Raw genomic sequence first — 21231 nt, 5'->3', positions numbered from 1 at the left:
AGCCTCGCGAGGCCGCCGCGGCGCCACATCGTCTAGAAGGACGATGTCCCTCCCCCGCGGGGATGAGATCGCGGCTACTGGGCGAGCAGCGTCGGGTCCAGCGCCTCCGCCGCGGCCTTCGCGGCGGCGGGCAGAGCGTCGAGGACCTGCTCGAGCGCCGCGTCGTCGTGCGCGGCGGTGAGGAACCACGCCTCGAAGACGCTCGGGGGCAGCGAGATGCCGGCATCCAGCATCGCGTGGAAGAACGGTGCGTAGCGGTAGGACTGCTGCGTGAGCGCGGTGGCGTAGTCGCGCGGAACCTCGGGCAGGAACGCGACGCCGAACAGCGACCCGGCGCGCGGCACGGCGTGCACGACGCCCTCGGCGGTCAGCGCGGCGTCGAGCGCGTCGGCGATCCGCGTCGCGCTCGCGTCCACCGCGGCGTAGACCTCGGGCGTCGCGAGGCGCAGCGTCGCGAGACCCGCGGCCACCGACAGCGGGTTCCCCGACAGCGTGCCCGCCTGGTACACCGGGCCGAGGGGGGCGAGGTGGTCCATGACCTCGGCGCGACCGCCCAGGGCGGCCAACGGCATCCCTCCGCCGACGACCTTGCCGAAGGTGAGGATGTCGGGCACGTACGTCTCGCCTCGCGAGGCCTGCAGGCCCCAGAACCCGGCGGGGTGCACGCGGAAGCCGGTGAGCACCTCGTCCATGATCAGCAGAGCGCCGTGGCGGTGCGCGATGTCGGCCAGGGCGGCGTTGAAGCCCGGCAACGGCGGAACGACGCCCATGTTGGCGGACGCCGCCTCGACGATGATCGCGGCGATGTTCTCGCCGTGCACGGTGAACGCCTCCCGCACGGCGTCGAGGTCGTTGTACGGCAGCACGAGCGTCTGCGCGGCGATCGGCGCGGGGACCCCTGCCGAACCGGGGAGCGCCAGCGTCGCGACGCCCGAGCCGGCGGCGGCCAGCAGACCGTCGGAGTGCCCGTGGTAGTGCCCGGCGAACTTGATGAGCAGGTCGCGCCCGGTGACACCACGGGCAAGGCGAATGGCGGTCATCGTCGCCTCGGTGCCGGTCGACACCAGCCGCACCTTCTCGACGGGCTTCAGGTCGCCGACCTGCACGCGACCGGCGATGAGGTCGGCGAGCTCCACCTCGGCTCCCGTGGGAGCGCCGAAGGACAGACCTCGGGATGCCGCCTCCCGCACGGCCTCGACCACCTCGGGGTGCGCGTGTCCGAGGAGTGCCGGCCCCCACGACGCGACGAGGTCGACGTACTCCCGACCCGCGGCATCCGTGATCCGCGGACCCGACGCGGACTGCACGAACCGCGGCGTGCCCCCGACGGACCCGTACGCGCGCACGGGCGAGTTGACGCCGCCCGGGATGACGTCCTTGGCGCGGGCGAACCACTTGTCGTTGAGATCGGTCATGGCATCCATTCTTCCGGGCGCCCCTGTGTGAAGGGTCGAAAAGCACACACGCCCCGCGTTTGTGAGCGAGGGCGACTCAGAGTTCTTCGCGCAGCCAGCGGGCGGCCTCGACGGCCCAGTACGTGAGGATCGCGTCGGCGCCGGCACGACGGATGCCGAGCAGGCTCTCGAGGATCGCGCCGCGGCGGTCGATCCAGCCGTGGGCCGCGGCGGCCTCGACCATCGCGTACTCGCCCGACACCTGGTACGCCCACACCGGCACGTCGACCGAGGCGCGGACGTCGGCGAGCACGTCGAGGTACGGCAGCGCGGGCTTCACCATGACGATGTCGGCACCCTCTTCGACGTCGAGCAGCGCTTCGCGCACGCCCTCGCGTCCGTTGCCGGGGTCGAGCTGGTACGAGCGACGGTCGCCCTTCAGTTGCGAGTCGACGGCCTCGCGGAACGGGCCGTAGAAGGCCCCGGCGTACTTCGCGGAGTACGCGAGGATCAGCGTGTCGGTGAACCCCTCGGCATCCAGTGCGTCGCGCACCGCGCCGACCTGGCCGTCCATCATGCCCGACAGCCCGAGCATCGCCGAACCCGCGCGCGCCTGCGCGAGGCCCATCGCGGTGTACCGCTCGAGGGTGGCGTCGTTGTCGACGGAACCGTCGGACTGCAGCACACCGCAGTGCCCGTGGTCGGTGAACTCGTCGAGGCACAGGTCGGTCTGCACCACGAGCGCATCGCCGACCTCGGCCACCACAGCTTCGGTGGCGAGGTTCAGGATGCCGTTCGGATCGTCGGCTCCGGAACCCACGGCGTCGCGCGTCTCGGGGACGCCGAACAGCATCACCCCGCCGATGCGCTCCTCCGCGGCCTGCGCGACCGCGCGGCGGAGCGAGTCCATCGAGTGCTGCACGATGCCGGGCATCGAGCCGATCGGGCTCGGCTCGGTGATGCCCTCGCGTACGAACATCGGCAGCACGAGCTGCGAGGGCACGAGGTGCGTCTCCCGAGCGAGACGGCGGACGGCGGGGGTGCGGCGCAGACGCCGCGGGCGGTGCTCGGGAAAACTCATGAGGTCGATTCGTCGGGGGCGAGGGGGAAACGGGCGACGGCCTCGATGAGCGACTCGACGGTCTGCTTCTCGGCGACCACGTCGACGCTGAGCCCGGCGCGCTTGGCATCCTTGGCCGTGCGCGGGCCGATGGCCGCGATGACGGTGGATGCCGGAATCTCGGGGAACTGCGCGACCACCTGTTCGGCGACCGAGCCACTGGTCACCAGGATCGCGTTGATCCGTCCCGAGTGCACGTCGCCGGCGATCTTCTCGGTCACCGGCACGCCGACCGTGCGATACGCGACGACGCTGCGGACGTCGTGGCCCGCCTCGATCAGCAGGCGTGTGAGGACGGGCTTGGCGATCTCACTGCGGAGGGTCAGCACCTTGCGCGGCTCGGATTCGAGGTCGATCATCTGCTCGGCCATGCCCTGAGCGGAGTTGTCGCGCTCGGGGACGAGGTCGACGCGGTAGCCGACAGCCTGCATCGCCGCGGCGGTGGTCTCACCGACGACGGCGACCTTCGTCTCGGCGGGAATCTCGGCCCGATAGGCGTAGAGCACGTCGACGGTGGTCGCGCTCGTGAGAGTCAGCCAATCGAAGGCTCCGGCCGCCAGATCGGCGAGGGCCTTCTCGAGGGTCGCCTGATCGTTCGTGGGCGCGAAGTTGATGAGGGGGGCGATGACCGGAACGGCCCCGCGCTGGCGCAGACTCGCCGCGACGCCGTCTCCCCAGGGGCCACCGCGCGGCACGAGCACGCGGCGGCCGGCGAGCGGTTTGGGCACGCTGCCGGTCGAGGTGGTCGGCGTTTGCCAGTGGCCTTCATTCATGTGGTCGACTCTCGTGGTACCAAGTCGGCCGCCCCACGTTCGAGCAACCGACGCGCGGCTTCGCGGCCTATCCGCGCTGCCCGCGCGATGAGACCCCCGTCGTCGGCAGCACCCGCTCCATTGCCACTGCCCGTTTCCCGAGCATACCCCTGCTCGGCGCGCCCCGGCTCGACGTATCCGGGCACCTCGCGCTCGGGAACACCGGGTTCGGGCACCCAAGGTTCGGGAACCCCGGGTACGGGCCGCACGCGTTCGGGTTCCCCGCGGAGGGGCTCCACGCGCACCGTCCGGTCGATACCGATGCGGTGCGCCCCGTCGAGGGCGTAGACGACGGCCCGCAGACGCAGATCGCCGTCGACGATCGACGCGTGCGTGCCGACGGGCGCGTGGCATCCGGCATCCAGGACCGACAGCACCGTGCGCTCGGCCGTGATCGCGGCGCGGGTGACCTCGTCGTCCAGAGCGGACAGGGCGGCGAGGATGTCGGCGTCGATGTCGGTGCGCGTCTCGACCGCGAGCGATCCCTGCCCGGGAGCGGTCGGCCACTCCGCGAGGCCGAGCGGCTCGGACTGCAGACCACCCAGCTCGCCCCCCAGGCGCGAGAGTCCCGCGGCCGCGAGGATGACGGCATCCAGTTCTCCGTCGCGCACGCGCGCGAGGCGCGAGTCGACGTTGCCCCGGATGTCGCGGATGTCCAGGCGCGGGTTGTGACGCAACGCCTGAGCGATGCGGCGCGGCGAACCGGTGCCGACGCGCGCACCGGCTTCCAGGGCGTGCAGCGGAGTTCCGTCGCGCGTGATCACGACGTCGCGGGCATCCTCGCGCGGCGGCGTGGCCGCGATGACGAGCCCCTCCGGCTGCGCGGTGGGCAGATCCTTGAGCGAGTGCACGAGGAAGTCGCACCGGCCGGCCGCGAGAGCCTCGCGCAGTCCGTTCGCGAAGACACCGCGTCCTCCGAGCTGCGAGAGCGAGGCCCGGTTGACGTCTCCCTCCGAGACGATCGGCACGAGCTCGACCTCACGACCGGATGCCGCGGCGACAGCGTCGGCCACCATCTGCGACTGCGCCAGTGCCAGCGCGCTACGCCGGGTGCCGAGACGCAGAGGGGCGCTCACTGGAGGATCTCGGGGATCTCGTCCAGCGTGACCAAGCGACCGGTGTAGAACGGCACCTCTTCGCGGACGTGGCGGCGGGCCTCGGTGTAGCGGAGGTCGCGCATCATGTCGACGAGATCGGTCAGCACGTCGGCTTCCATCGGCAGCAGCCACTCGTAGTCGCCGAGAGCGAAGGATGCCACGGTGTTGGCGATGACGCCCTTGTAGGCGGAACCCTTCTTGCCGTGCTCGATAAGCATCTCGCGACGCTCCGCCTCGGGCAGCAGGTACCACTCGTAGCTGCGCACGAACGGGTAGAGGCACAGCCACTGCTGGGCCGGGATGCCGCGGAGGAAGCCGGGCACGTGCGAGCGGTTGAACTCCGCGTCGCGGTGCACGCCCATGGCGTTCCAGGTGGGGAGGAGGTTCTTGAGCAGCTCGGTGCGGCGCAGGCGGCGCAGGTCGCGCTGGAGGGCCTGAGGGTCCGGCCCGTGGAGCCAGATCATGAGGTCGGCATCGGCGCGCAGACCGCTCACGTCGTAGAAGCCGCGGACGGTGACGCCGTCGGCCTCGATCAGGGCGGTCAGATCCGCGAGCTCGGTGGCCTCCGAAGCCGTGACCGGGTTCTCGGGGTCGCGGCGGAGGATGGCCCAGAGCGTGTAGATGGAGGAGCTGTCGTCGGACATGCTCTCAGTCTCGTCGTGTGCGCGCGGACGATCAAACCGATTGGCTCACTCCCGAGCCTTTTCGCGCATCGGGATGCGCGGGCGGGCCGTCGGTTGATACTGTGCCCCGACGGCGTCGGGGGACGCCCGCCGAAAGGGTGCCCCATGTGGCTCTACGACTTCCCCATGGCCGTGGGGTTGCCGCTGTTCATCATCTTCGTGGTGGGGATCTCGTGCGGCATCCTGCTGGTGCTGCGCAAATGGGTCTTCCGGGTGGCCCCGCAGGGCGAGGAGTGGGACCGCGTCCTCAGCTACGCGGTCGGCGCCTACGGCGTCTTCTACGGCGTCACCCTCGCGCTCATCGCCGCGGCGGCCTACGGCAACTTCACCGAGGTCGACGGCATCGTCCTCGAGGAGTCGTCGTCGCTGGCCTCGCTCTATCGCACGGCGGCGCTGCTGCCCGAGCCGCAGCAGGACGAGCTGCAGAACCAGATCGTGCAGTACACCCGCGCCGTGATCGATGAGGACTGGCCCGAGCAGCGGCAGCTCCGCCTTCCCGCGGAATCGGATGCCAACATCACGGGGATGCAGAAGGCCATCGACGCCGTGCAGCCCTCGTCGGCCGTCGAGGTCGTCTACGTGCAGGAGGCGCTCGAGCAGTTCCGCCAGCTGGTGCACGACCGCCGCGACCGCATCGCGCTGACCCACCTCGCCCTCCCCGGCGTGCTGTGGATCGTGCTCGGTGTGGGCGCGGTGCTCAACGCGGTGCTGATCGGCCTCATCGAGGTGCGGAACCTGCGGATCCACCTCCTGATGTCGGGGATGCTCGCGCTGTTCGTCGCGCTCCTGCTCTACGCGATAGCCGGCTTCGACCACGCCTACGCGGGTCCGATCGCGGTGACGCCGGAGTACTTCCAGGACCTGCTGGACGGGTTGTTCACGAACGAGCCGTAGGCCGGAACCGCACGACGAAGCGGCCCGCACCCCGGAAGGGGAACGGGCCGCTTCGGAGGAAATTCAGCGCGTGTACGCGCGGACGATGCCCCAGACGGCGAAGCCCACGAGACCGGCGACACCGGCGACGAGCGCCGCCGCCGCGCCCGGGTTGCGCTGCGCGCTCTCGCGCACGTCGCGGATCTTCTGATCCACGGCCTCGCTCGCGCGGCGCGGGATGTTCGCCTTCTCCTCGAGGGCGGCGAGCGCCGCCTTCAGCTCGGCGCGCGCCGACTGCACCGGGTCGGTGATACCCAGCGGCACCGCGGTGCGGGGAACGGGGACGGGACGCTCAATACTCACTGCCGGCCTCCTTCACGATGCGGACGTCTTCGGCGATCGCCTCGCCCGGGTTCTCGCGGTTCGCCAGCTTCTTGAACCGCATCCAGCCGAGCAGCGCGAGCACGGCGGTGATGAGGATCATCACGCCGAACACGATGAGCGCCGCGGCCCACACCTGCAGCCACAGCGACAGCAGGGCGATCACGAACGCGAAGAACACCGGAACGGCCCAGAACACGACGATCAGCGCGCCGACGAACCAGCCCGCGCCGATGCCGGCGTCTTTCGCCGTCCGCTGGGCCCAGGCCTTCGCCCCGTTGATCTCGGCGATCACGAGGTTGCGGACGAGCTCGGGGATGTCGCCGATCAGCGTGAAGAGGCTGTCGTCGGAACGATCGCGGAACCCGCGAGGAGTGGTCATGCCTCAGCTCCCGGACGAGGTGGTGCCGCTCCTGGACGCGCGAGCGCGCGTCGTCGCGGTCTTCTCCGCCTGCTTGGCGTCGTCGACGGAATCCTCGACCACATCGGCGACCTCGGATGCCGACTGCTTGGCCGCGCGGCCGGCGCGCTCCGCACGCTCGGAGACGCTGCCGGACTGGGCCGCGGCGCCGGTGACGGACTTCGCGCCCTTCCACACCACGCCGGGCACGGACTTCAGGGCCGAGACGCCGAAGGCCTTGACCTTCTCGACCTGCCCCTGGACGACGGGCTGTTCCCAGACCTTCTCGGCCTGCGTCTTGATCTGCTCGTACCGTTCGCGGCCTGCGCGTGCACCGAGCACGTAGCCCGCCACGAGTCCGACGACGAGTGCTGCTTTGCCCCTCATGGGGTCTCCTCACGCTCGATCGAGTGCTGGTCGACTCTCACGATAGTCACGTATTCCGATTCCGGCATCCGGCCTTGACAGACCCGGACATCTCCGAGAGAGCTCGTCGGTCAGTGGTGCCACAGCGCCGCGCTGCGGACGCGGTCCGCCTCGGCGCGCGCGTCGGGGATCACCTGCGCGAGTCCCGTTCCGGCGACCCACGCCCCCGTCACCCCGAGCCCGGCGATCGCGTGCACCGCACCGCGCGCTGCGGCGGTCTCGGCCGCGCGGCCGATCGTCGCCGCGGGCTGCGACTGCACGTAGCGCACCCGGCGAGAGGCACGGAGAGTGGATGCCGGCAGTTCCACGCCGAACATCGCCGCCGCCTCCGACAGGGCGAGGTGGGCCGCCGCGTCGTCGTCGAGCTCGGCGGTGGCGGGCTCTTCGCCCTGGGCACCGAACGAGACCCGGACGACGTGGACGCCGGGGGCGGTGGCATCCCGGACCCAGTCCCACTTGGCCGTCGAATGCGTGAGCGCCTTCGCGACGTGGCTTCCGGGCACGGTGAGGACGCCGGTTCCGCGGGGCGCCGCGTCGAGGGCGGGGGCGTCGACGACGAGGGTGACGACCTCGACCACCGGCGCGACGGGGTCTCCCGCCTCGAGGGCAGGCACGACCGGGGCGAGGAGCGCGCGGGCCGGCCCCTCGGGCAGCGCGACGATCACCGCGTCCGCGGCGATCGGGTCGGCGTCGTCGGAGGTCGTGACGCTCCAGCCCGCACCTGCGGCGGCGAGCTCCTCGACCGGGGTTCCCGTGCGCAGCTCGACGCCGAGCTCCTCGAGCTGGGCGACCAGGGCGTCGACGAGGCGCGACATCCCGCCCGCGATGCCCTGCACGGCTCCCCCGGGGGCGGGCGCCTTGCGACCGTCTGCCGCGGGAACGTCGGAGGCCGGGGCGTCCGCGGGCTTGGCCGTCGTGCGGCTGAGCCGCATCTCGGCGACCGCTCCCGACAGCGAGCCCGTCCGCGTGAGGGCGGCGTTCAGCCCCGGCGCGGCGAGGTCGACGTCGATGTCGTCGGGACGCGCGGAGTACACCCCGCTCGTCACCGGAGCGACCAGCCGATCGAGCACGCGCGCGCCCATGCGGGTGCGCACGAGGGTGCCGAGGCTGCGCTGGTGACCGATCGTCAGCGGGGGACGCAGGCGATCCAGGTACGCGCGCCAGGTTCCGCTCCAGCCGATGATGCGGCGGACGTCGGGGGAGAAGGGATTGTCCGGGATGCCGAGCACCCCGCCCTTCGGGAGGGGAGCCGCCCCGACTCCCGGCACTCCTGCGACCCACGCACCGGCGGGGTTCGGCGAGACGACGGCGTCGGCGAGACCGAGCTCGTCGAGCAGCGCGCTCACGACGCCGCCGCGGGTGGCGAAGCTCTCGGCGCCGACGTCGAGGGTGAGTCCCCCGACCTCCGCCGAGCGGACGACGCCGCCGAACGCGTCGGAGGCCTCGAGCACGGTCACGCGCAATCCGACCTTCGCGCACTCCCGGGCGGCGACGAGGCCGGCGATCCCGCCACCGGCCACGACGACGTGGGTCTCGGACGCCTGGCGGGCGAGGCGATCGAGCGGCTCGCTCATGCCGGCGTCCCCGGCTCGAGCTCGCCGTGCGGGTGCCCGTGCGCGTGCGCGACGATCCGGGTGAGCACGTCGGGGTCGGTGTCGGGCGGGACGCCGTGACCGAGGTTGAGGATGTGCGCGCGGGCCGCGCGTCCGCGGGCGAGCACGTCGTCGACGTGGGCCGCGAGGACAGGCCACGGGGCTCCGAGCAGAGCGGGATCCAGGTTGCCCTGGAGCGTCACGTCGGGCCCGACGAGGGCTGCCGCTTCGTCGAGCGGCATCCGCCAGTCCACACCGACCGCGTCGGCGAGGCCGCTCAGGCGCATGTCGTCGAGGAATGCACCGGTTCCGACGCCGAAGTGGATGCGCGGCACCTCGATGCCCTCGAGCGCCGCGCGCGAGTGCGGGGCGATGAACTCGCGGAACGTCGCCGGCGAGAGGGACCCCGCCCAGGAGTCGAAGAGCTGCACCGCCTGAGCGCCGCCCTCGATCTGCGCGTCGAGGAAGGCACGGGAGACGCGCGACAGCCAGCCGGCCAGCCGGTGCCAGGACTCGGGGTCGGCGTGCATCATCCCGCGCGCCCGGAGGTGCTCCTTCGACGGGCCGCCCTCGACGAGATAGGCGGCGAGGGTGAAGGGCGCTCCGGCGAAGCCGATCAGCGGAACGGCATCGTCGAGCTCGGCGGTCACCAGGCGGGCGGCCTCGCGCACCGGTTCCGCCGCCGCGGCCACGTCGGCGGGATCGATCGCCGTGATGCGCGCCACGTCGTCGGCCGTCCGCACCGGATCGGCGAAGACCGGGCCGCGGCCGGGCTCGATGACGACGTCGACGCCGGCGAGACGCAGCGGCACCACGATGTCGCTGAAGAAGATGGCGGCATCCACGTCGTGCCGGCGGATGGGCTGCAGTGTGATCTCGGCCGCGAGGTGCGGAGTGAGGCACGCGTCGAGCATGCGGGTCCCCACGCGCAGCTCGCGGTACTCGGGAAGCGAGCGCCCCGCCTGCCGCATGAACCAGACGGGCTGCCGTTCGGGACGGTCGCCGCGAAGGGCGCGCAGAAGGGGGGCATCGGGGGTGGCCATGGCATCCATTCTCCCATTCGGCACGTGGGCGAACAGGGGATGCCTCGATGTCGAGCGGCCGCCTGGGCGATGGGTCGAGACCCGGGCGTAGAATGGGCGGGTGCTGCTGTGCGTCAGCGCGAGTCACAAGACCGCGTCCTTCGAGCTCCTCGAGCGACTCAGCGTACCCAGCACCCCGGTCGCCCCCCTGATCACCGAGCATGGCGAGTGCGTGCAGGGCGCTGTCGTCGTCGCGACCTGCAACCGCTTCGAGGCGTACATCGACATGGACGAGCCGGTCACCGCCGGCGTCGCCCTCGGCGTCGAGGCGACGCTCGCCGCCATCGAGGCCGCCACGGGCGTTCCCGCCCGCGAGCTCGAGGGCTCGTACACCGTGCTCGGCGGCAGCGAGGTCGCGGAGCACCTGTTCGCCGTGGCATCCGGACTCGAGTCCGTCGTCGTCGGCGAGGGTGAGATCGCCGGGCAGGTGCGGCGCGCGCTGACCGAATCGCGCCAGCAGGGCAGCACCTCGGCCGAGCTCGAGCGCCTGTTCCAGCGCGCGTCCGAAGCGCAGCGGGGCGTGAAGAACTCGACCGCGATCGGCCGCGCCGGACGCTCCCTCGTGCGCCTCGGCCTCGAGCTCGCGAGCAGCCGCATCGCCGACTGGTCGACGCAGCGCGTCCTGCTCGTGGGCACGGGCGCCTACGCCGCCGCCACCGTGGCCGCTCTTCGCGACCAGGGCGCCGAAGACATCTCGGTGCACTCGCCCTCGGGTCGCGCCGCCAAGTTCGCCGCGAAGCACGGCCTGCGGGCGGTGTCGGCCGAGACCTTCCCCACCGCCGTCGTCCACGCCGACCTCGTGATCACGTGCACGACGAGCGAGCACCACGTCGTGAGCGCCGCCACCTACGCCGCCGGCCGCACCGCCGTCGAGGCCGCCGCCCCCGCCACCGGGGGCTGCCCGGTCGACCACTCCGGTCGACGCCTCGTGATCGACCTCGGGCTCCCCCGCAACGTCGACCCCGATGTCGCCAAGGTTCCCGGGGTCGACCTGCTCGACCTCGAGACGATCCGCCTGCACGCTCCGCTCGAAGAACTCCAGGCGACGGATGCCGCCCGCGACCTTGTCCGCGACGCCGCCCGCCGCTTCGTGTCGGTGGGAGAGCGCAAGAACATCACGCCCGCGGTCGTCGCCCTGCGTGCGCACGTCTTCGGCGTGCTCGACGCCGAGGTGGCGCGCGTCCGCGCCCGCGGCGACGAGGGCGGACAGACCGAGCAGGCCCTGCGCCACCTGGTCGGCGTGCTGCTGCACACCCCGACCACGCGCGCGCACGAACTCGCCGAGACCGGTCGCGCCGACGAGTACATCGACGCACTGTCGGCCCTGTTCGGCATCGAGGTCGCCGATTCGGCGACCTCCGTCGAACGCCCCGTGGCCGACGCGGGCTGACGCGGTTCGAGGCGCCGCCGCGCTGTGACCGGCGGAGGGCCCGGGACGAGCGGAGGGGCTGGCCTCGGCATCCGTCCTCCCGTCGTCCCTGATCCTCCCCCGACCGCGAGCCGTGGCGCGGAGCGGAGCGCGGATTCCGGGAGCCCGGCGTCACGCAGGTCGGAACCGGAGCGGGCACCCCGTCGGGCAGGATGGATGCCATGAGCACTCCCGCATCCGAGGTGTACCGCGTCGCCGGCGAGAAGCGCTCCGGCAACGGCCTGCGCTGGGCGGCGACCGTGGTCATGGGACTGTTCGACGCCGGCACCGACGCCCCGTCCGTGAGCGAGGTCGTGATCCGTCGGGCCGACGGCTCGCTCGTCAAGCGCCTCCCGGCGGGAGACGTCGAGCACTTCGAGAAGCAGCTCACCGAGGTCACGGCCGACCTGGACACCCTGGATGCCGTGCCGTTCGCGCAGAAGTGGATCGCCGAGCCCGAAGAAGTCCAGCCGGAGTGATCGGGGCGGGTCCGCGCGAGAATGGACGCATGAGTCTGCGCATCACGGACGACCCCGCCGCCGACGACCTGCTCTCGAGCAATCCTCTCGCTCTGCTGATCGGCATGCTGCTCGACCAGCAGGTCGCGATGGAGACCGCGTTCGCGGGCCCGCTGAAGATCCGGGAACGCACCGGATCGATGGATGCCGCGACCATCGCGCACGCGGACCCCGAGGCCTTCGCCGCCGCCTTCTCGCAGTCGCCGGCGGTGCACCGCTACCCGGGATCGATGGCCACGCGCGTGCAAGCCCTCTGCGCCGCGATCGAGCAGGACTGGGGCGGGGATGCCGCCGCGATCTGGACGCGGGACGACCCCGACGGGCGGACGGTGCTGAAGCGCCTGAAAGCACTCCCCGGATTCGGTGAGCAGAAGGCCAAGATCTTCCTGGCGCTGCTCGGCAAACAGCGCGGGTTCGACGGCGCGGGCTGGCGCGACGCCGCTGCTCCCTACGGGGAGGACGGATCGTTCCGCTCGGTCGCCGACATCACGAGTCCCGAGTCGCTGACGAAGGTGCGCGAGTTCAAGCGTGCCGCCAAGGCGGCGGCCCGCGAGAAGGCGAGCTGACTCCTCCTGCACAAGATGAGGGTTTGGGGAGAGTCCTGTGCAACGGCTTCCCTGCCCGCGCCGACGTGATTAATGTCGTGTCGTTCGTCATCCCCGTTTCACGACCGAAGGGTGGTCTCTCGTGAAGTTCGCAATGGGCTCCAGCACACTGGGTGTGCTGAGCAAGGCAACATCGGGCTCGAGCGACGAGCTTTCTCTGCTCGTCCGCCAGCTCTTCGAGGCCGCTGAGCCTCTCGAAGGACAGTTCCAGGGCGCCGGGCGCGCCGCCTTCGACCGTTTCAAGTCCCGCACCGACGAGATCTCGGCCGAGCTCAAGCTCTCGCTCGACGGCGTCCTCACCGGTATCACCGGCATGGACCGCTCGTTCCAGGAGGGCGAGTCGGCCATGGTCGACGAGACCACGAGCCTCGAGTCCGGATCGTCGTTCGACGCCGCGCGCTTCGGCGCCCGCTGAGACAAGGAGACGTACGAATGGTGAACCAGGCAGATCGTCGCGACTACTCGGTCGCGGCCTCGCAGAACGCCCAAGACAACTTCAACCGCGTCGCGGCGCAGCTCGAGGCGCTCATCGACCAGCGCGACAAAGACGTGCAGGCCGCGATGGCCGACTACGCCGCCGACGGGGTGTCCGAGGACTACCACGGCAAGGAAGTGCGGTGGAAGAACGCCGCCGCCGAGGTCCGAGGGATCATCCAGACCCTCCGCTCCTCGCTCGAGCGCAACGACGAAGCCGCCCAGACGGCGCTGGGCAAGGCCCGCGCAGCCGTCGAATCCATCGGCTGATTCGCGACGACGGCGCCGGACGTTCGCGTCCGGCGCCGTCGTCGTGCCGGGGGGCCTTTCGCGCGCGTGATCAAGCCCGCGGGGTCGGGTGGGCGACCCGAATAAGGTATTGGTCGATGTCCAGGGAGGCGGCATGACCACGAACGAGGCTTTGCGGCTCGCCGACGTCGATCCGCTCGTGTTCACCGAACGGGCGAGCGCGGCCAAGGTCATCGGAGCCGTGGCGCTCGACGTGGTGATGCCCCTCGCCGTGCTCGCCGCCGGTATCGCGATCGCCGTCGCCGGCCTTCCCGCTGTGGGCGCGATCCTCGTCGTGATCGCCCTGATCCTGCTCGGGGTGGCCGCCTGGCTGCTCGGACGCACGGGGCGCACGCTCGGAGCCGCGACCGTCGACATCCGCGTCGTCCGGCGATCGACCGGAGCCGCCGCCGGAAGCCGCGCTCTCCTCGCGCTCGTCAGCGGAGCGCTCGGCGCGTACGACCTCCGGCGCGGCCGCGACCCGTTCGCCCCCGCCATCGCCGCCTTCGCGTTTCCCGAGGCGGGTGAGGGGGCCCTGGCATCCGTTCGCCCCCGGCGCGGGATGGTGCCCACACTCTCCCTCGACTCGGGCGAGCGGCTGTCGCTCGACTCGGCCCTCGTTCTGGGTCGGGATCCGGTCGCGCCCCCCGACGCCCCCGCCCAGGTGTACCGGTGGGCCGACATGTCGCGCACGCTGTCGAAGTCGCACGTGCGCTTCGAGTGGGACGGCCGACAGGTGTGGGTCACCGACCTGGGCTCCACCAACGGCACGTTCGTGCGCGGCGCGGGGTCGCCGACGCCCCTTCTTGCCCACCAGCGCACGCCCGTGCCCGGCACCGTGACGCTGGAGATCGGCGACCGCGTCCTGACGATCCGAGAGGCAGGCCGCTGATGCCCGACCAACGCGACACGGTGCTCATCGAGCAGGCGAAGATCCAGCGCATGCGTCTGGGCTCGGCCCTCCTCTACGGCCACATCGGCGAGCGCCGCACCGTCAACGACCACGCCAAGCGACTGATGGGCACGATCGTCATCGCCGCCGTCGCGTGCGCGGCGTGCGTCGGCGTGTCGTTCGTGTCGCAGCTGCTCAGCGAGCGGGCGCAGGCGTCGTCGACCGTGCAGACCCCGTCGTCCGTCCCGACCCCGACCGGAGCCAAGACACCGTGAGCATCTACACCCGCGTCACCGTGGCGGGCGCGCAGCGCCGCGTCGAGGTCGTCGTCCCCAGCGCCGAGCCCCTCGGAGCGGCCGTTCCGCGTCTGCTCGACCTGTTGGGCGAGACCGCCGGCACCGTGGCGCGTCCGCTCGCCGTCGTCGCCCCGGACGGGGAGCAGATCGACATCGCTCTCACTCCGCAACAGCTCGACCTCGTCGACGGATCGCTCGTGCGACTCGTGCGACTGGATGCCGCGCCCCCGCCGCCCGTGGTCATCGACGTCACCGACGCCGCCGCCGACGCGCATGACGCCCGCCCCGATCGATGGGACGACCGTTCGCGCGCGATCGCCGGCTCGGCGGGGATCGCCGCCGCTTTCGCCCTCGCCGGGGGAATGGCCCCCTGGGGGGACCCGGCGGTCGGAGCGTTCGCCCTCCTCGGTGTCGCTCTCTTCCTGCTCGGGGCGACCACGGCGCTCGGTCTCGGGGGCCTCCGCCGCCTCTCCGTGTGCGTGGCGGCAGCCGCCGCGGGTCTGGCGCTGCCCGTGGGCGGCGCGACAGCCGCGGCGCTCGGGGCGGCCCGATATCCCGCGACGGCGGCGCTCGTCGCCGGGATCGCGGCCGCGATCGCCGTCGGCTCGACCGCCGTCATCCTGGCCGTGGGTGTCGCCCATCGGCGACGCGGAGCCGCGGCGGGTGGCGCGGTCGGCGCGGTGCTCGCCTCTCTCCTCCTGGGTCTCGTGCTCGCGCGGGTGGACGTGGTGTCGGCTGCCGCGATCACGGGAGTGGTGGCGGCCTTCGCGACCGGGCCCCTCCCCTGGATCGCCCTCGCCGCCGCCGGGCTCACCGATCTCGATCAGCGCGCCGCGGACGGCTCGCCGCCGACCCGTTCCCGCACGTTCGCCGCGATCGACGAGGCTTACGCCGCTCTCACCTGGAGCGTCGCGGCCACGGCCTCGGTTCTCGGCGTGACGGGTGTCGTTCTCGCGTTCTCGGGAACCGTCTGGACCGAGCTCCTCGCCCTCGCCCTCTTCCTCGTGGCGGCGCTGCGCACCCGCGCGTTCCCGCTCCGCTCGCAGGGCTGGCTCCTGTGGGCGGCCGCCGGAGTCATCGCCGCCTCGGCTCTGACGATCCTGCTCTCGGGCGACCGCGCGTGGATCGGCGCAGCCGTGGCCGTCGTGGCTGCCGCCGTCATCTCCGCCCTCGTGCTCGTCCGCCCGCGCCCGCACGTCCGCGCGCGGCTGCGCGGGGTGGGCAACGTCATCGAGACGCTGGCCGTCATCTCCCTCCTGCCGCTGCTGGTGGGAGCTCTCGGGGTCTACGCCGATCTGCTCGCGATGTTCGGCGGGCGCTCGTGACGGTGCTCGATGGCCGGGCTCTCGCCACGGCGGTGTTCGGCAGCGGCGCGAACGGGCGCGTCGAACTGACCTCGTGGGATGCCGCGATCCGCGGCGGTCTGTCGACCACGCGTCGCGTCGGCGTGCTGTCGCTGTCGCCGGGCGCGGGGACCAGCACGGTCGCTCACCAGCTCACGCGCGCGATCGCCGCGCGTCGGAAAGACCCCGTGCTGGCCGTCGACGTCTCGGCCGGCGACAGCGGGCTCGGCGCGCGTCTCGGCGCGGCACCCGCGGCCCCCGACGAGACGCGCGCCGCCGCGCGCACCACGGCCGAGGCGCTCTCTGGGCTCGAGGTCGTCGACGGCGTCGTCGCGCTCCGTCCGCGCGACAACTCCGATGCGGTCGGCACGTGGCTCGGCGAAGCCGCCCCCATCACCCGCTTCTTCGACGTCGCGATCACGGACTTCGGGGTCCGGCATCCCCTCGCCGACCTCGCGGCGTGCGCCGCCCTGTGCGACGTCGTCTGCGTCGTCAGCGACGCCCGTCGGTCGCCGGCCGAACACGCCCGCTCCGTGGTGGCCGCGATCGCGTCTCTTCCCGAATCTCCCGAGGTGACGCTCGCCCTCGTCGATCATGCCCGCGAAGGCGACGCCGTCGCGCGCGCCCTCGGTGTCGGCGCCGTGCACCCGGTGGTCGCGGTGCCGTTCGATCCGGGCCTGAACGCGGGCGGCGCCGCCCGCCGCTCGCTCACCCACCGCGCCATCGTGCGTCTCGCGGCGACCCTGGTGCGAGCCGAGGAGAAGGTCGCGTGAACGTCCGGATCGTCCACCGTCCCGCGCGGATCAGCGAACCCGTCGAGCCCGCGGACGACGTCGTCCTCGCTCCGCCGCCGCCGATCGGCGAGGGGCCGACCGGCTTCCCCCTGCAGTCGCTCCTGCCGATCGTCGGGAGCCTGTCGTCGATCACCATGATCGTGCTGCTGCGCAACAACCCGATCATGGTCGTGGTGGGCGCCGTCATCCTGGTGGTCGCCCTCGTCGGCGGTCTGGGCATGGCGTTCACCCAGCGGGGGAACGCCGCCCGCCAACGGCGCGTGCAGCGCGAACGCTACCTCGACTATCTCGAGGAGACGCGCGGGAGAGTGCGGGAGAGCGCCGACCGGCAGCGCGACGCGGCGCTCGCGCTGAACCCGTCTCCGGGCACGCTCGTCGAGATCGGAGCCGACCCGGCGCGGCGCTGGGAGCGGCGCCCCGGCGACACGGACTTCCTCCGCGTCCGGATCGGGACGGGCGACCTGCGTGCGATCGAGGTGGCCCTCCCCGCCGAGCAGAATCCGGTGCAACCCTTCGATCCGGTCATGCGCGAGTCGGCCGAGCGGATGGTGCGTCTCGCGGGCGTCGCGCAGGGGATGCCGGCCACCGTCGACCTGGAGCGCGGCGGACACGTCTCGATCGTGGGCGAACGCGCCGACACCCTGAACGTGGCCCGCGCCCTCGTGGCGCAGATCGCTGCGTTCCATTCGCCCGATGACGTGCACATCGCCGCCGCCGTCGCCCCGCACCACCGGGACGACTGGCGCGGCCTCGACCTCGTGCCCCACCTGTCGTCGGACACTCCCCCCTCGGGTGCCGTGGCGGCACGGCGCCTCGCCCCCACCCTCGACGACGTCCTGTCGCTGTTAAGCGCCGAGCTCCGCGACCGCGTCGCGACCGCCGCCGCATCTCGACGCGCCGGACGCCGCACGAAGCCGGGCCGTCTGATCGTCTTCGTCGACGAGGGCGACGGCGAAGCGAGCGGGATGCCACGCCTCGACGCGGCGCTCAGCCTCGCCGACCTCGGGGTCACGGTCGTCCACCTCGTCGACGACCGGCTGAAGGAGCCGCCCACCGTCGGAGCTCGCGTGACCGTCACCGAGGGCATCGCCACCGTCGAAACACCGGGATCGGGCGAGGCCCCGTCCACCGGCATCCGGATCGACCTCGTCTCGAGCGACGCTCTCGAGGTCATCGCGAGGCCGCTCGCCGGGCTTCGCCTCACGCGCACGTCCGCCGAGGACGCCGGGACCTCGCTCGCTCCCGACGTCACGCAGCTCCTGGGCGTCGCCGACGTGGATGCCATCGATGTGAAGGCCGCGTGGCGGGTGCGCAGTGCCGCCGAGTTCCTGCGGGTGCCGATCGGCGTCGACGACCGGGGCGGGCCGGTGCTGCTCGACCTCAAGGAGTCGGCGCAGCTCGGCATGGGACCGCACGGGATCTGCATCGGCGCGACCGGCTCGGGCAAGAGCGAGCTGCTGCGCACGCTCATCCTCGGGCTCGCCCTGACGCACTCCCCCGACGACCTCAGCATGATCCTCGTCGACTACAAGGGTGGGGCCGCGTTCGCGCCGTTCGCGCGCCTGCCGCACGTCGCGGGCATCATCGACAACCTCGCCGACGACCCCCAGCTCACCGAGCGCGCGCGTTCGAGCATCCAGGGCGAGGTCGTGCGTCGCCAGCGCCTGCTCAAGGACGCCGGGAACGCGGCATCCATCGGTCACTACCGCCAGATGCGCCGGGAACGCCCCGATCTGCCGGCGCTGCCGCACCTCTTCCTGGTCATCGACGAGTTCGGCGAGCTGCTCACGGCCGAACCCGACTTCGTCGAGCTTCTGCTGACGATCGGGCGCATCGGTCGCTCGATCGGCGTGCACCTGCTGCTGTCGAGCCAGCGCATCGAGGGCGGGCGCCTGCGCGGTCTCGACACGTACCTGTCGTACCGGATCGGTCTGCGCACGTTCTCGGAGGCGGAGTCGGCGGTCGTCCTCGACACCCCCGATGCCTTCCATCTGCCGGCCATCCCGGGGTTCGGGTACCTCAAGGTCGACACCTCGGTCTACACGCGGTTCCGCGCCGGGTACGTCTCGGGCCCGGTCCCCGACCCCGTCGAGGCGGGACCTCACCACGACGACGCACCGCCGGTCCTGCCGCTGCCCGCGTACGACCTGCCCGACGAAGCGCTCGAGGCCGAGGAGTTCGACAGCGCCGAGCCCGAGACGCCCACGACGGGCCGGACGCTCGTCCAGGCCGCGACCCAACGCCTCGCCCGAGGGGTCACCCGCACGCGGCCCGTCTGGCTTCCACCGCTCCCCCCGGTGCTCACCCTGGGCGGTGTCCTCCCGCAGGCCGACGGCGCCGGCACCCTGCGCGCGCCGATGGGTCTCCTCGACAACCCCTCGACGCAGACGCAGTCTCCCTGGATGCTCGACCTCACCCGCTCGGGCGGACACGTGTCGATCACGGGGGCGCCCCAGTCCGGGCGCTCGATGTTCCTGCGCACTCTCGCGGCCTCCCTGTCGTTCACGCACTCCCCCCGTCAGGTGAGCATCTACGGCATGGACCTCACCGGGGGTGGCCTCGCGCGCATCGAGCCCTTCCCGCACGTGGGTGGCGTCGCCACGCGCGGTCACCGCGAACGTCTGACCCGCCTGCTCGAGGAACTCACCGGGATGCTCGCCACGCGCGAGCGCGTGTTCCGCGATCAGGGCCTCGACTCGCTCGCCGACATGCGCCGGCAGCACGCCCAGGGGCGGTTGCCCGAGCTTCCGAGCGCGGACGTCGTGCTGCTCGTCGACGGTCTCGGAGCGCTCCGCCAGGACTTCGAAGACCTCGAGCCGCCGCTCGCGCAGCTCCTGGAGCGGGGTGGAAGTTTCGGCATCCATGTCGTCGTCGCCCTCTCGCGCTGGAACGAACTGCGCATGAACCTGCAGGGCCTGATCGGCACGCGCCTCGAGCTGAAGCTCAACGACCCCGCTGATTCGCAGATCGCCCGCAAGCTCTCGACGACGCTCAAGGCGGATCAGCCCGGCCGCGTCCTCACCGACGACAAGCTGTTCGCGCAGGTGGCGCTGCCGCTGCTCGAAGAGGTCGAGGACGGCGACACCGGTGAAGCGCTCGAGCAGCTCGCCCGCGAGAGCGCGGCCCGCTGGGGCGGTCAGGGCGCCGCTCCCATCCGGCTGCTTCCCGAGGAACTGTCGCCGGGCGACCTTCCCGACGCGATCGACGAACCGGATGCCGTGCCCCTGGGGCTTCGCCAAGACACGATGGAGCCCGTGCTGGTCGACGTCGTCACGCGCGACCCGCACCTGCTCGTGCTCGGCGACAGCCACTGCGGAAAGACCACGGCTCTTCGCGGCATCGTGCGCGGGGCGGTCGACCGGCACACCCCGGAGGAGCTCGTGATCGCGCTCATGGACGCCCGCGGCGAGCTCGTGGCCGAGGTTCCCGACGCCTATCTCGGTGGACACGCGACCTCGGGACGTCAGGCGCGCCTGCTCGCCGAGTCGATCGCCGTCGAGCTGGAGAAGCGTCAGACCGACCGCGATGCGGGGCCGCGGATCCTCGTGATCGCGGACGACTTCGACATCCTCGCCGCCGGGGGGACCGAGCCCCTGCGCCCCCTGCTGCCGTACCTCGCGTCGTCCCGCGACCTCCGGCTGAACGTCGTGGTGAGCAGGCCGGTGGCCGGCGCCTCGCGCGCGATGTTCGACTCCGCACTGCAGGGCATCCGCGACACCGGCGGCACCGCGCTCATCATGTCGGGCGACCGCTCGGAGGGCGCGATCCTGCCCAAGCTCTACGCCGAGCCGATGATCGCCGGCCGCGGACGCCTCGCGCGGCGTGGCGAGCGGCCGACGCTCGTGCAGATCGCGAATTTCGTCGCGTCGGATCCGGATGCCACGGGGGCGGCTGCTTCCGTCGCACCGGCTTCGGGCGGGCGGCTTCGGGCGGCGCGGGCGCTTCGGGCGGCGCGGGCGCTGCGGGCGGCGCGGCGGCTTCGGACGGCGCGGCGGCTTCACGCGGCGCGGCGGCTTCGGACGGAGCCGGAGAGGGACGAGGTCTCGGTGACGACGGCCGGGGTGTCGCGGCGGGCGCTTCGGGTGGTGCGGGCGTGGGACGCGCGACCGGTGACGGCGGCCGGGGTGTCGCGGCGGGCGCTTCGGGTGGGGGTGATCCGTCGGCGATGAGTCTCCCGGACGACCCTGCCGGCGCGGCAGAATCTCCCGCTACCCCCGCACAGGTCGCGGCGACCCGCCAGGACGGCATCGACGAGCCGGAGGGCACCACGATGCCGGTGGCCCCGCGCTCGGCGTCGGCGGACACGGGCAGCGGCGAGGTCCCACTGACGCGGCGTCGGCGCGCGAACCGCCAGGGTTAGCCGGGGGTGGGAGTGGCTCACGCTCGGAGATATCCCGCTAACTCGCAGATTTCGGCGTGGATCCTGCGAGGTTCGCGGGTTTGCGAGGTTCGCAGGGTGCCACAGCCCTCGCGCCGACCGGCGGCGAGCTCCCGGTTGACGCGGCGTCGGCACGCGAACCGCCCGGGTTAGCCGGGGGTGGGAGTGGCTCACGCTCGGAGATATCCCGCCAACTCGCAGATTTCGGCGTGGATCCTGCGAGGTTTGCGCGGTTCTGCGAGGTTTGCGCGGGTCTGCGAGTTCGCAGGGTGCCACAACCCTCGCGCCGACCGGCGGCGAGCTCCCGATTGATGCGTCGCCGCCGCTCGAATCGAGCGGAGGAGAGCGACCCGAGCGCGCAGCCGTCACCGAAAT

21 protein-coding genes are annotated in these 21231 nt (G+C 72.3%); 11 read left to right on the top strand and 10 right to left on the bottom strand.

The window, feature by feature from the left end:
• Window positions 1-74: 74 nt before the first annotated feature.
• The 5 genes from hemL to hemQ form a co-directional block, all read right to left on the bottom strand.
• A complete protein-coding gene (gene hemL / locus MTES_RS09125; RefSeq protein ID WP_013584960.1) occupies window positions 75-1415 on the bottom strand; it encodes a glutamate-1-semialdehyde 2,1-aminomutase in 1341 nt (446 codons plus the stop codon).
• 76 nt (window positions 1416-1491) lie between these two features.
• Window positions 1492-2475, bottom strand: a complete 984-nt coding sequence (gene hemB / locus MTES_RS09120; protein ID WP_013584959.1) for a porphobilinogen synthase — start codon at window positions 2473-2475, stop codon at window positions 1492-1494.
• Window positions 2472-3287: a uroporphyrinogen-III synthase gene (locus tag MTES_RS09115; RefSeq protein WP_013584958.1), complete on the bottom strand. Its 816-nt coding sequence runs from the start codon at window positions 3285-3287 to the stop codon at window positions 2472-2474. The genes hemB and MTES_RS09115 overlap by 4 nt, the downstream gene beginning before the upstream one ends.
• On the bottom strand, window positions 3284-4402 hold the full coding sequence (gene hemC, locus MTES_RS09110) for a hydroxymethylbilane synthase (RefSeq protein WP_013584957.1): 1119 nt from the start codon (window positions 4400-4402) through the stop codon (window positions 3284-3286). Before hemC ends, MTES_RS09115 begins: the two co-directional genes overlap by 4 nt.
• On the bottom strand, window positions 4399-5067 hold the full coding sequence (gene hemQ, locus MTES_RS09105) for a hydrogen peroxide-dependent heme synthase (protein WP_013584956.1): 669 nt from the start codon (window positions 5065-5067) through the stop codon (window positions 4399-4401). The genes hemC and hemQ overlap by 4 nt, the downstream gene beginning before the upstream one ends.
• Before the next feature lie 144 nt (window positions 5068-5211).
• On the opposite strand from hemQ, the gene MTES_RS09100 reads away from it, so the two are divergent.
• Window positions 5212-6000 carry a DUF4239 domain-containing protein gene (locus MTES_RS09100; protein WP_013584955.1) on the top strand — a complete coding sequence of 263 codons (789 nt, stop codon included), beginning with the start codon at window positions 5212-5214 and terminating at the stop codon, window positions 5998-6000.
• Window positions 6001-6063: 63 nt separating this feature from the next.
• Here the strand turns inward: MTES_RS09100 and MTES_RS09095 are convergent, their stop codons facing one another.
• The 5 genes from MTES_RS09095 to hemE all read right to left on the bottom strand — a co-directional run bounded on the left by MTES_RS09095 (window position 6064) and on the right by hemE (window position 9821).
• Window positions 6064-6342 carry a hypothetical protein gene (locus MTES_RS09095; RefSeq protein ID WP_013584954.1) on the bottom strand — a complete coding sequence of 93 codons (279 nt, stop codon included), beginning with the start codon at window positions 6340-6342 and terminating at the stop codon, window positions 6064-6066.
• A complete protein-coding gene (locus MTES_RS09090; RefSeq protein WP_013584953.1) occupies window positions 6332-6742 on the bottom strand; it encodes a phage holin family protein in 411 nt (136 codons plus the stop codon). Before MTES_RS09090 ends, MTES_RS09095 begins: the two co-directional genes overlap by 11 nt.
• A gap of 3 nt (window positions 6743-6745) precedes the next feature.
• Window positions 6746-7147, bottom strand: coding sequence for a hypothetical protein (locus MTES_RS09085; protein ID WP_013584952.1), 402 nt, complete (start codon window positions 7145-7147; stop codon window positions 6746-6748).
• Between the two features lie 110 nt (window positions 7148-7257).
• The gene (gene hemG / locus MTES_RS09080; protein WP_013584951.1) at window positions 7258-8760 is read right to left on the bottom strand and encodes a protoporphyrinogen oxidase; all 1503 of its coding nucleotides are present in this window, start codon (window positions 8758-8760) and stop codon (window positions 7258-7260) included.
• Window positions 8757-9821 (bottom strand): uroporphyrinogen decarboxylase, encoded by a 1065-nt coding sequence (gene hemE, locus MTES_RS09075; protein ID WP_013584950.1) that lies wholly within the window; start codon window positions 9819-9821, stop codon window positions 8757-8759. Before hemE ends, hemG begins: the two co-directional genes overlap by 4 nt.
• Window positions 9822-9921: 100 nt before the next feature.
• On the opposite strand from hemE, the gene MTES_RS09070 reads away from it, so the two are divergent.
• From MTES_RS09070 to MTES_RS09025, 10 genes are all read left to right on the top strand, one after another.
• Window positions 9922-11250, top strand: a complete 1329-nt coding sequence (locus MTES_RS09070) for a glutamyl-tRNA reductase (RefSeq protein WP_013584949.1) — start codon at window positions 9922-9924, stop codon at window positions 11248-11250.
• A gap of 200 nt (window positions 11251-11450) precedes the next feature.
• Entirely contained in the window at window positions 11451-11747 is a 297-nt protein-coding gene (locus MTES_RS09065) for a hypothetical protein (protein ID WP_013584948.1), read from the top strand.
• Window positions 11748-11776: 29 nt separating this feature from the next.
• Window positions 11777-12352 (top strand): HhH-GPD-type base excision DNA repair protein, encoded by a 576-nt coding sequence (locus tag MTES_RS09060; RefSeq protein WP_043362517.1) that lies wholly within the window; start codon window positions 11777-11779, stop codon window positions 12350-12352.
• A 121-nt stretch (window positions 12353-12473) separates the two neighbouring features.
• A complete protein-coding gene (locus MTES_RS09055; RefSeq protein ID WP_013584946.1) occupies window positions 12474-12806 on the top strand; it encodes a hypothetical protein in 333 nt (110 codons plus the stop codon).
• 17 nt (window positions 12807-12823) lie between these two features.
• Window positions 12824-13135, top strand: a complete 312-nt coding sequence (locus MTES_RS09050; protein ID WP_013584945.1) for a pore-forming ESAT-6 family protein — start codon at window positions 12824-12826, stop codon at window positions 13133-13135.
• 133 nt (window positions 13136-13268) lie between these two features.
• Entirely contained in the window at window positions 13269-14045 is a 777-nt protein-coding gene (locus MTES_RS09045; protein WP_013584944.1) for an FHA domain-containing protein, read from the top strand.
• On the top strand, window positions 14045-14320 hold the full coding sequence (locus tag MTES_RS19545) for a hypothetical protein (protein WP_013584943.1): 276 nt from the start codon (window positions 14045-14047) through the stop codon (window positions 14318-14320). Before MTES_RS09045 ends, MTES_RS19545 begins: the two co-directional genes overlap by 1 nt.
• Window positions 14317-15666: an EsaB/YukD family protein gene (locus tag MTES_RS09035; protein ID WP_013584942.1), complete on the top strand. Its 1350-nt coding sequence runs from the start codon at window positions 14317-14319 to the stop codon at window positions 15664-15666. Before MTES_RS19545 ends, MTES_RS09035 begins: the two co-directional genes overlap by 4 nt.
• Window positions 15663-16457, top strand: a complete 795-nt coding sequence (locus MTES_RS09030; protein ID WP_013584941.1) for a hypothetical protein — start codon at window positions 15663-15665, stop codon at window positions 16455-16457. The genes MTES_RS09035 and MTES_RS09030 overlap by 4 nt, the downstream gene beginning before the upstream one ends.
• Complete coding sequence (locus MTES_RS09025) at window positions 16454-20647, top strand: type VII secretion protein EccC (RefSeq protein WP_013584940.1); 4194 nt, start codon at window positions 16454-16456, stop codon at window positions 20645-20647. The genes MTES_RS09030 and MTES_RS09025 overlap by 4 nt, the downstream gene beginning before the upstream one ends.
• Window positions 20648-21231: the final 584 nt, after the last annotated feature.

This window comes from Microbacterium testaceum StLB037 (assembly GCF_000202635.1).
Taxonomy (GTDB): domain Bacteria; phylum Actinomycetota; class Actinomycetes; order Actinomycetales; family Microbacteriaceae; genus Microbacterium; species Microbacterium testaceum_F.
Note: the sequence above shows the minus strand (reverse complement) of the source record. Positions and strands in the feature narration are given on the sequence as shown.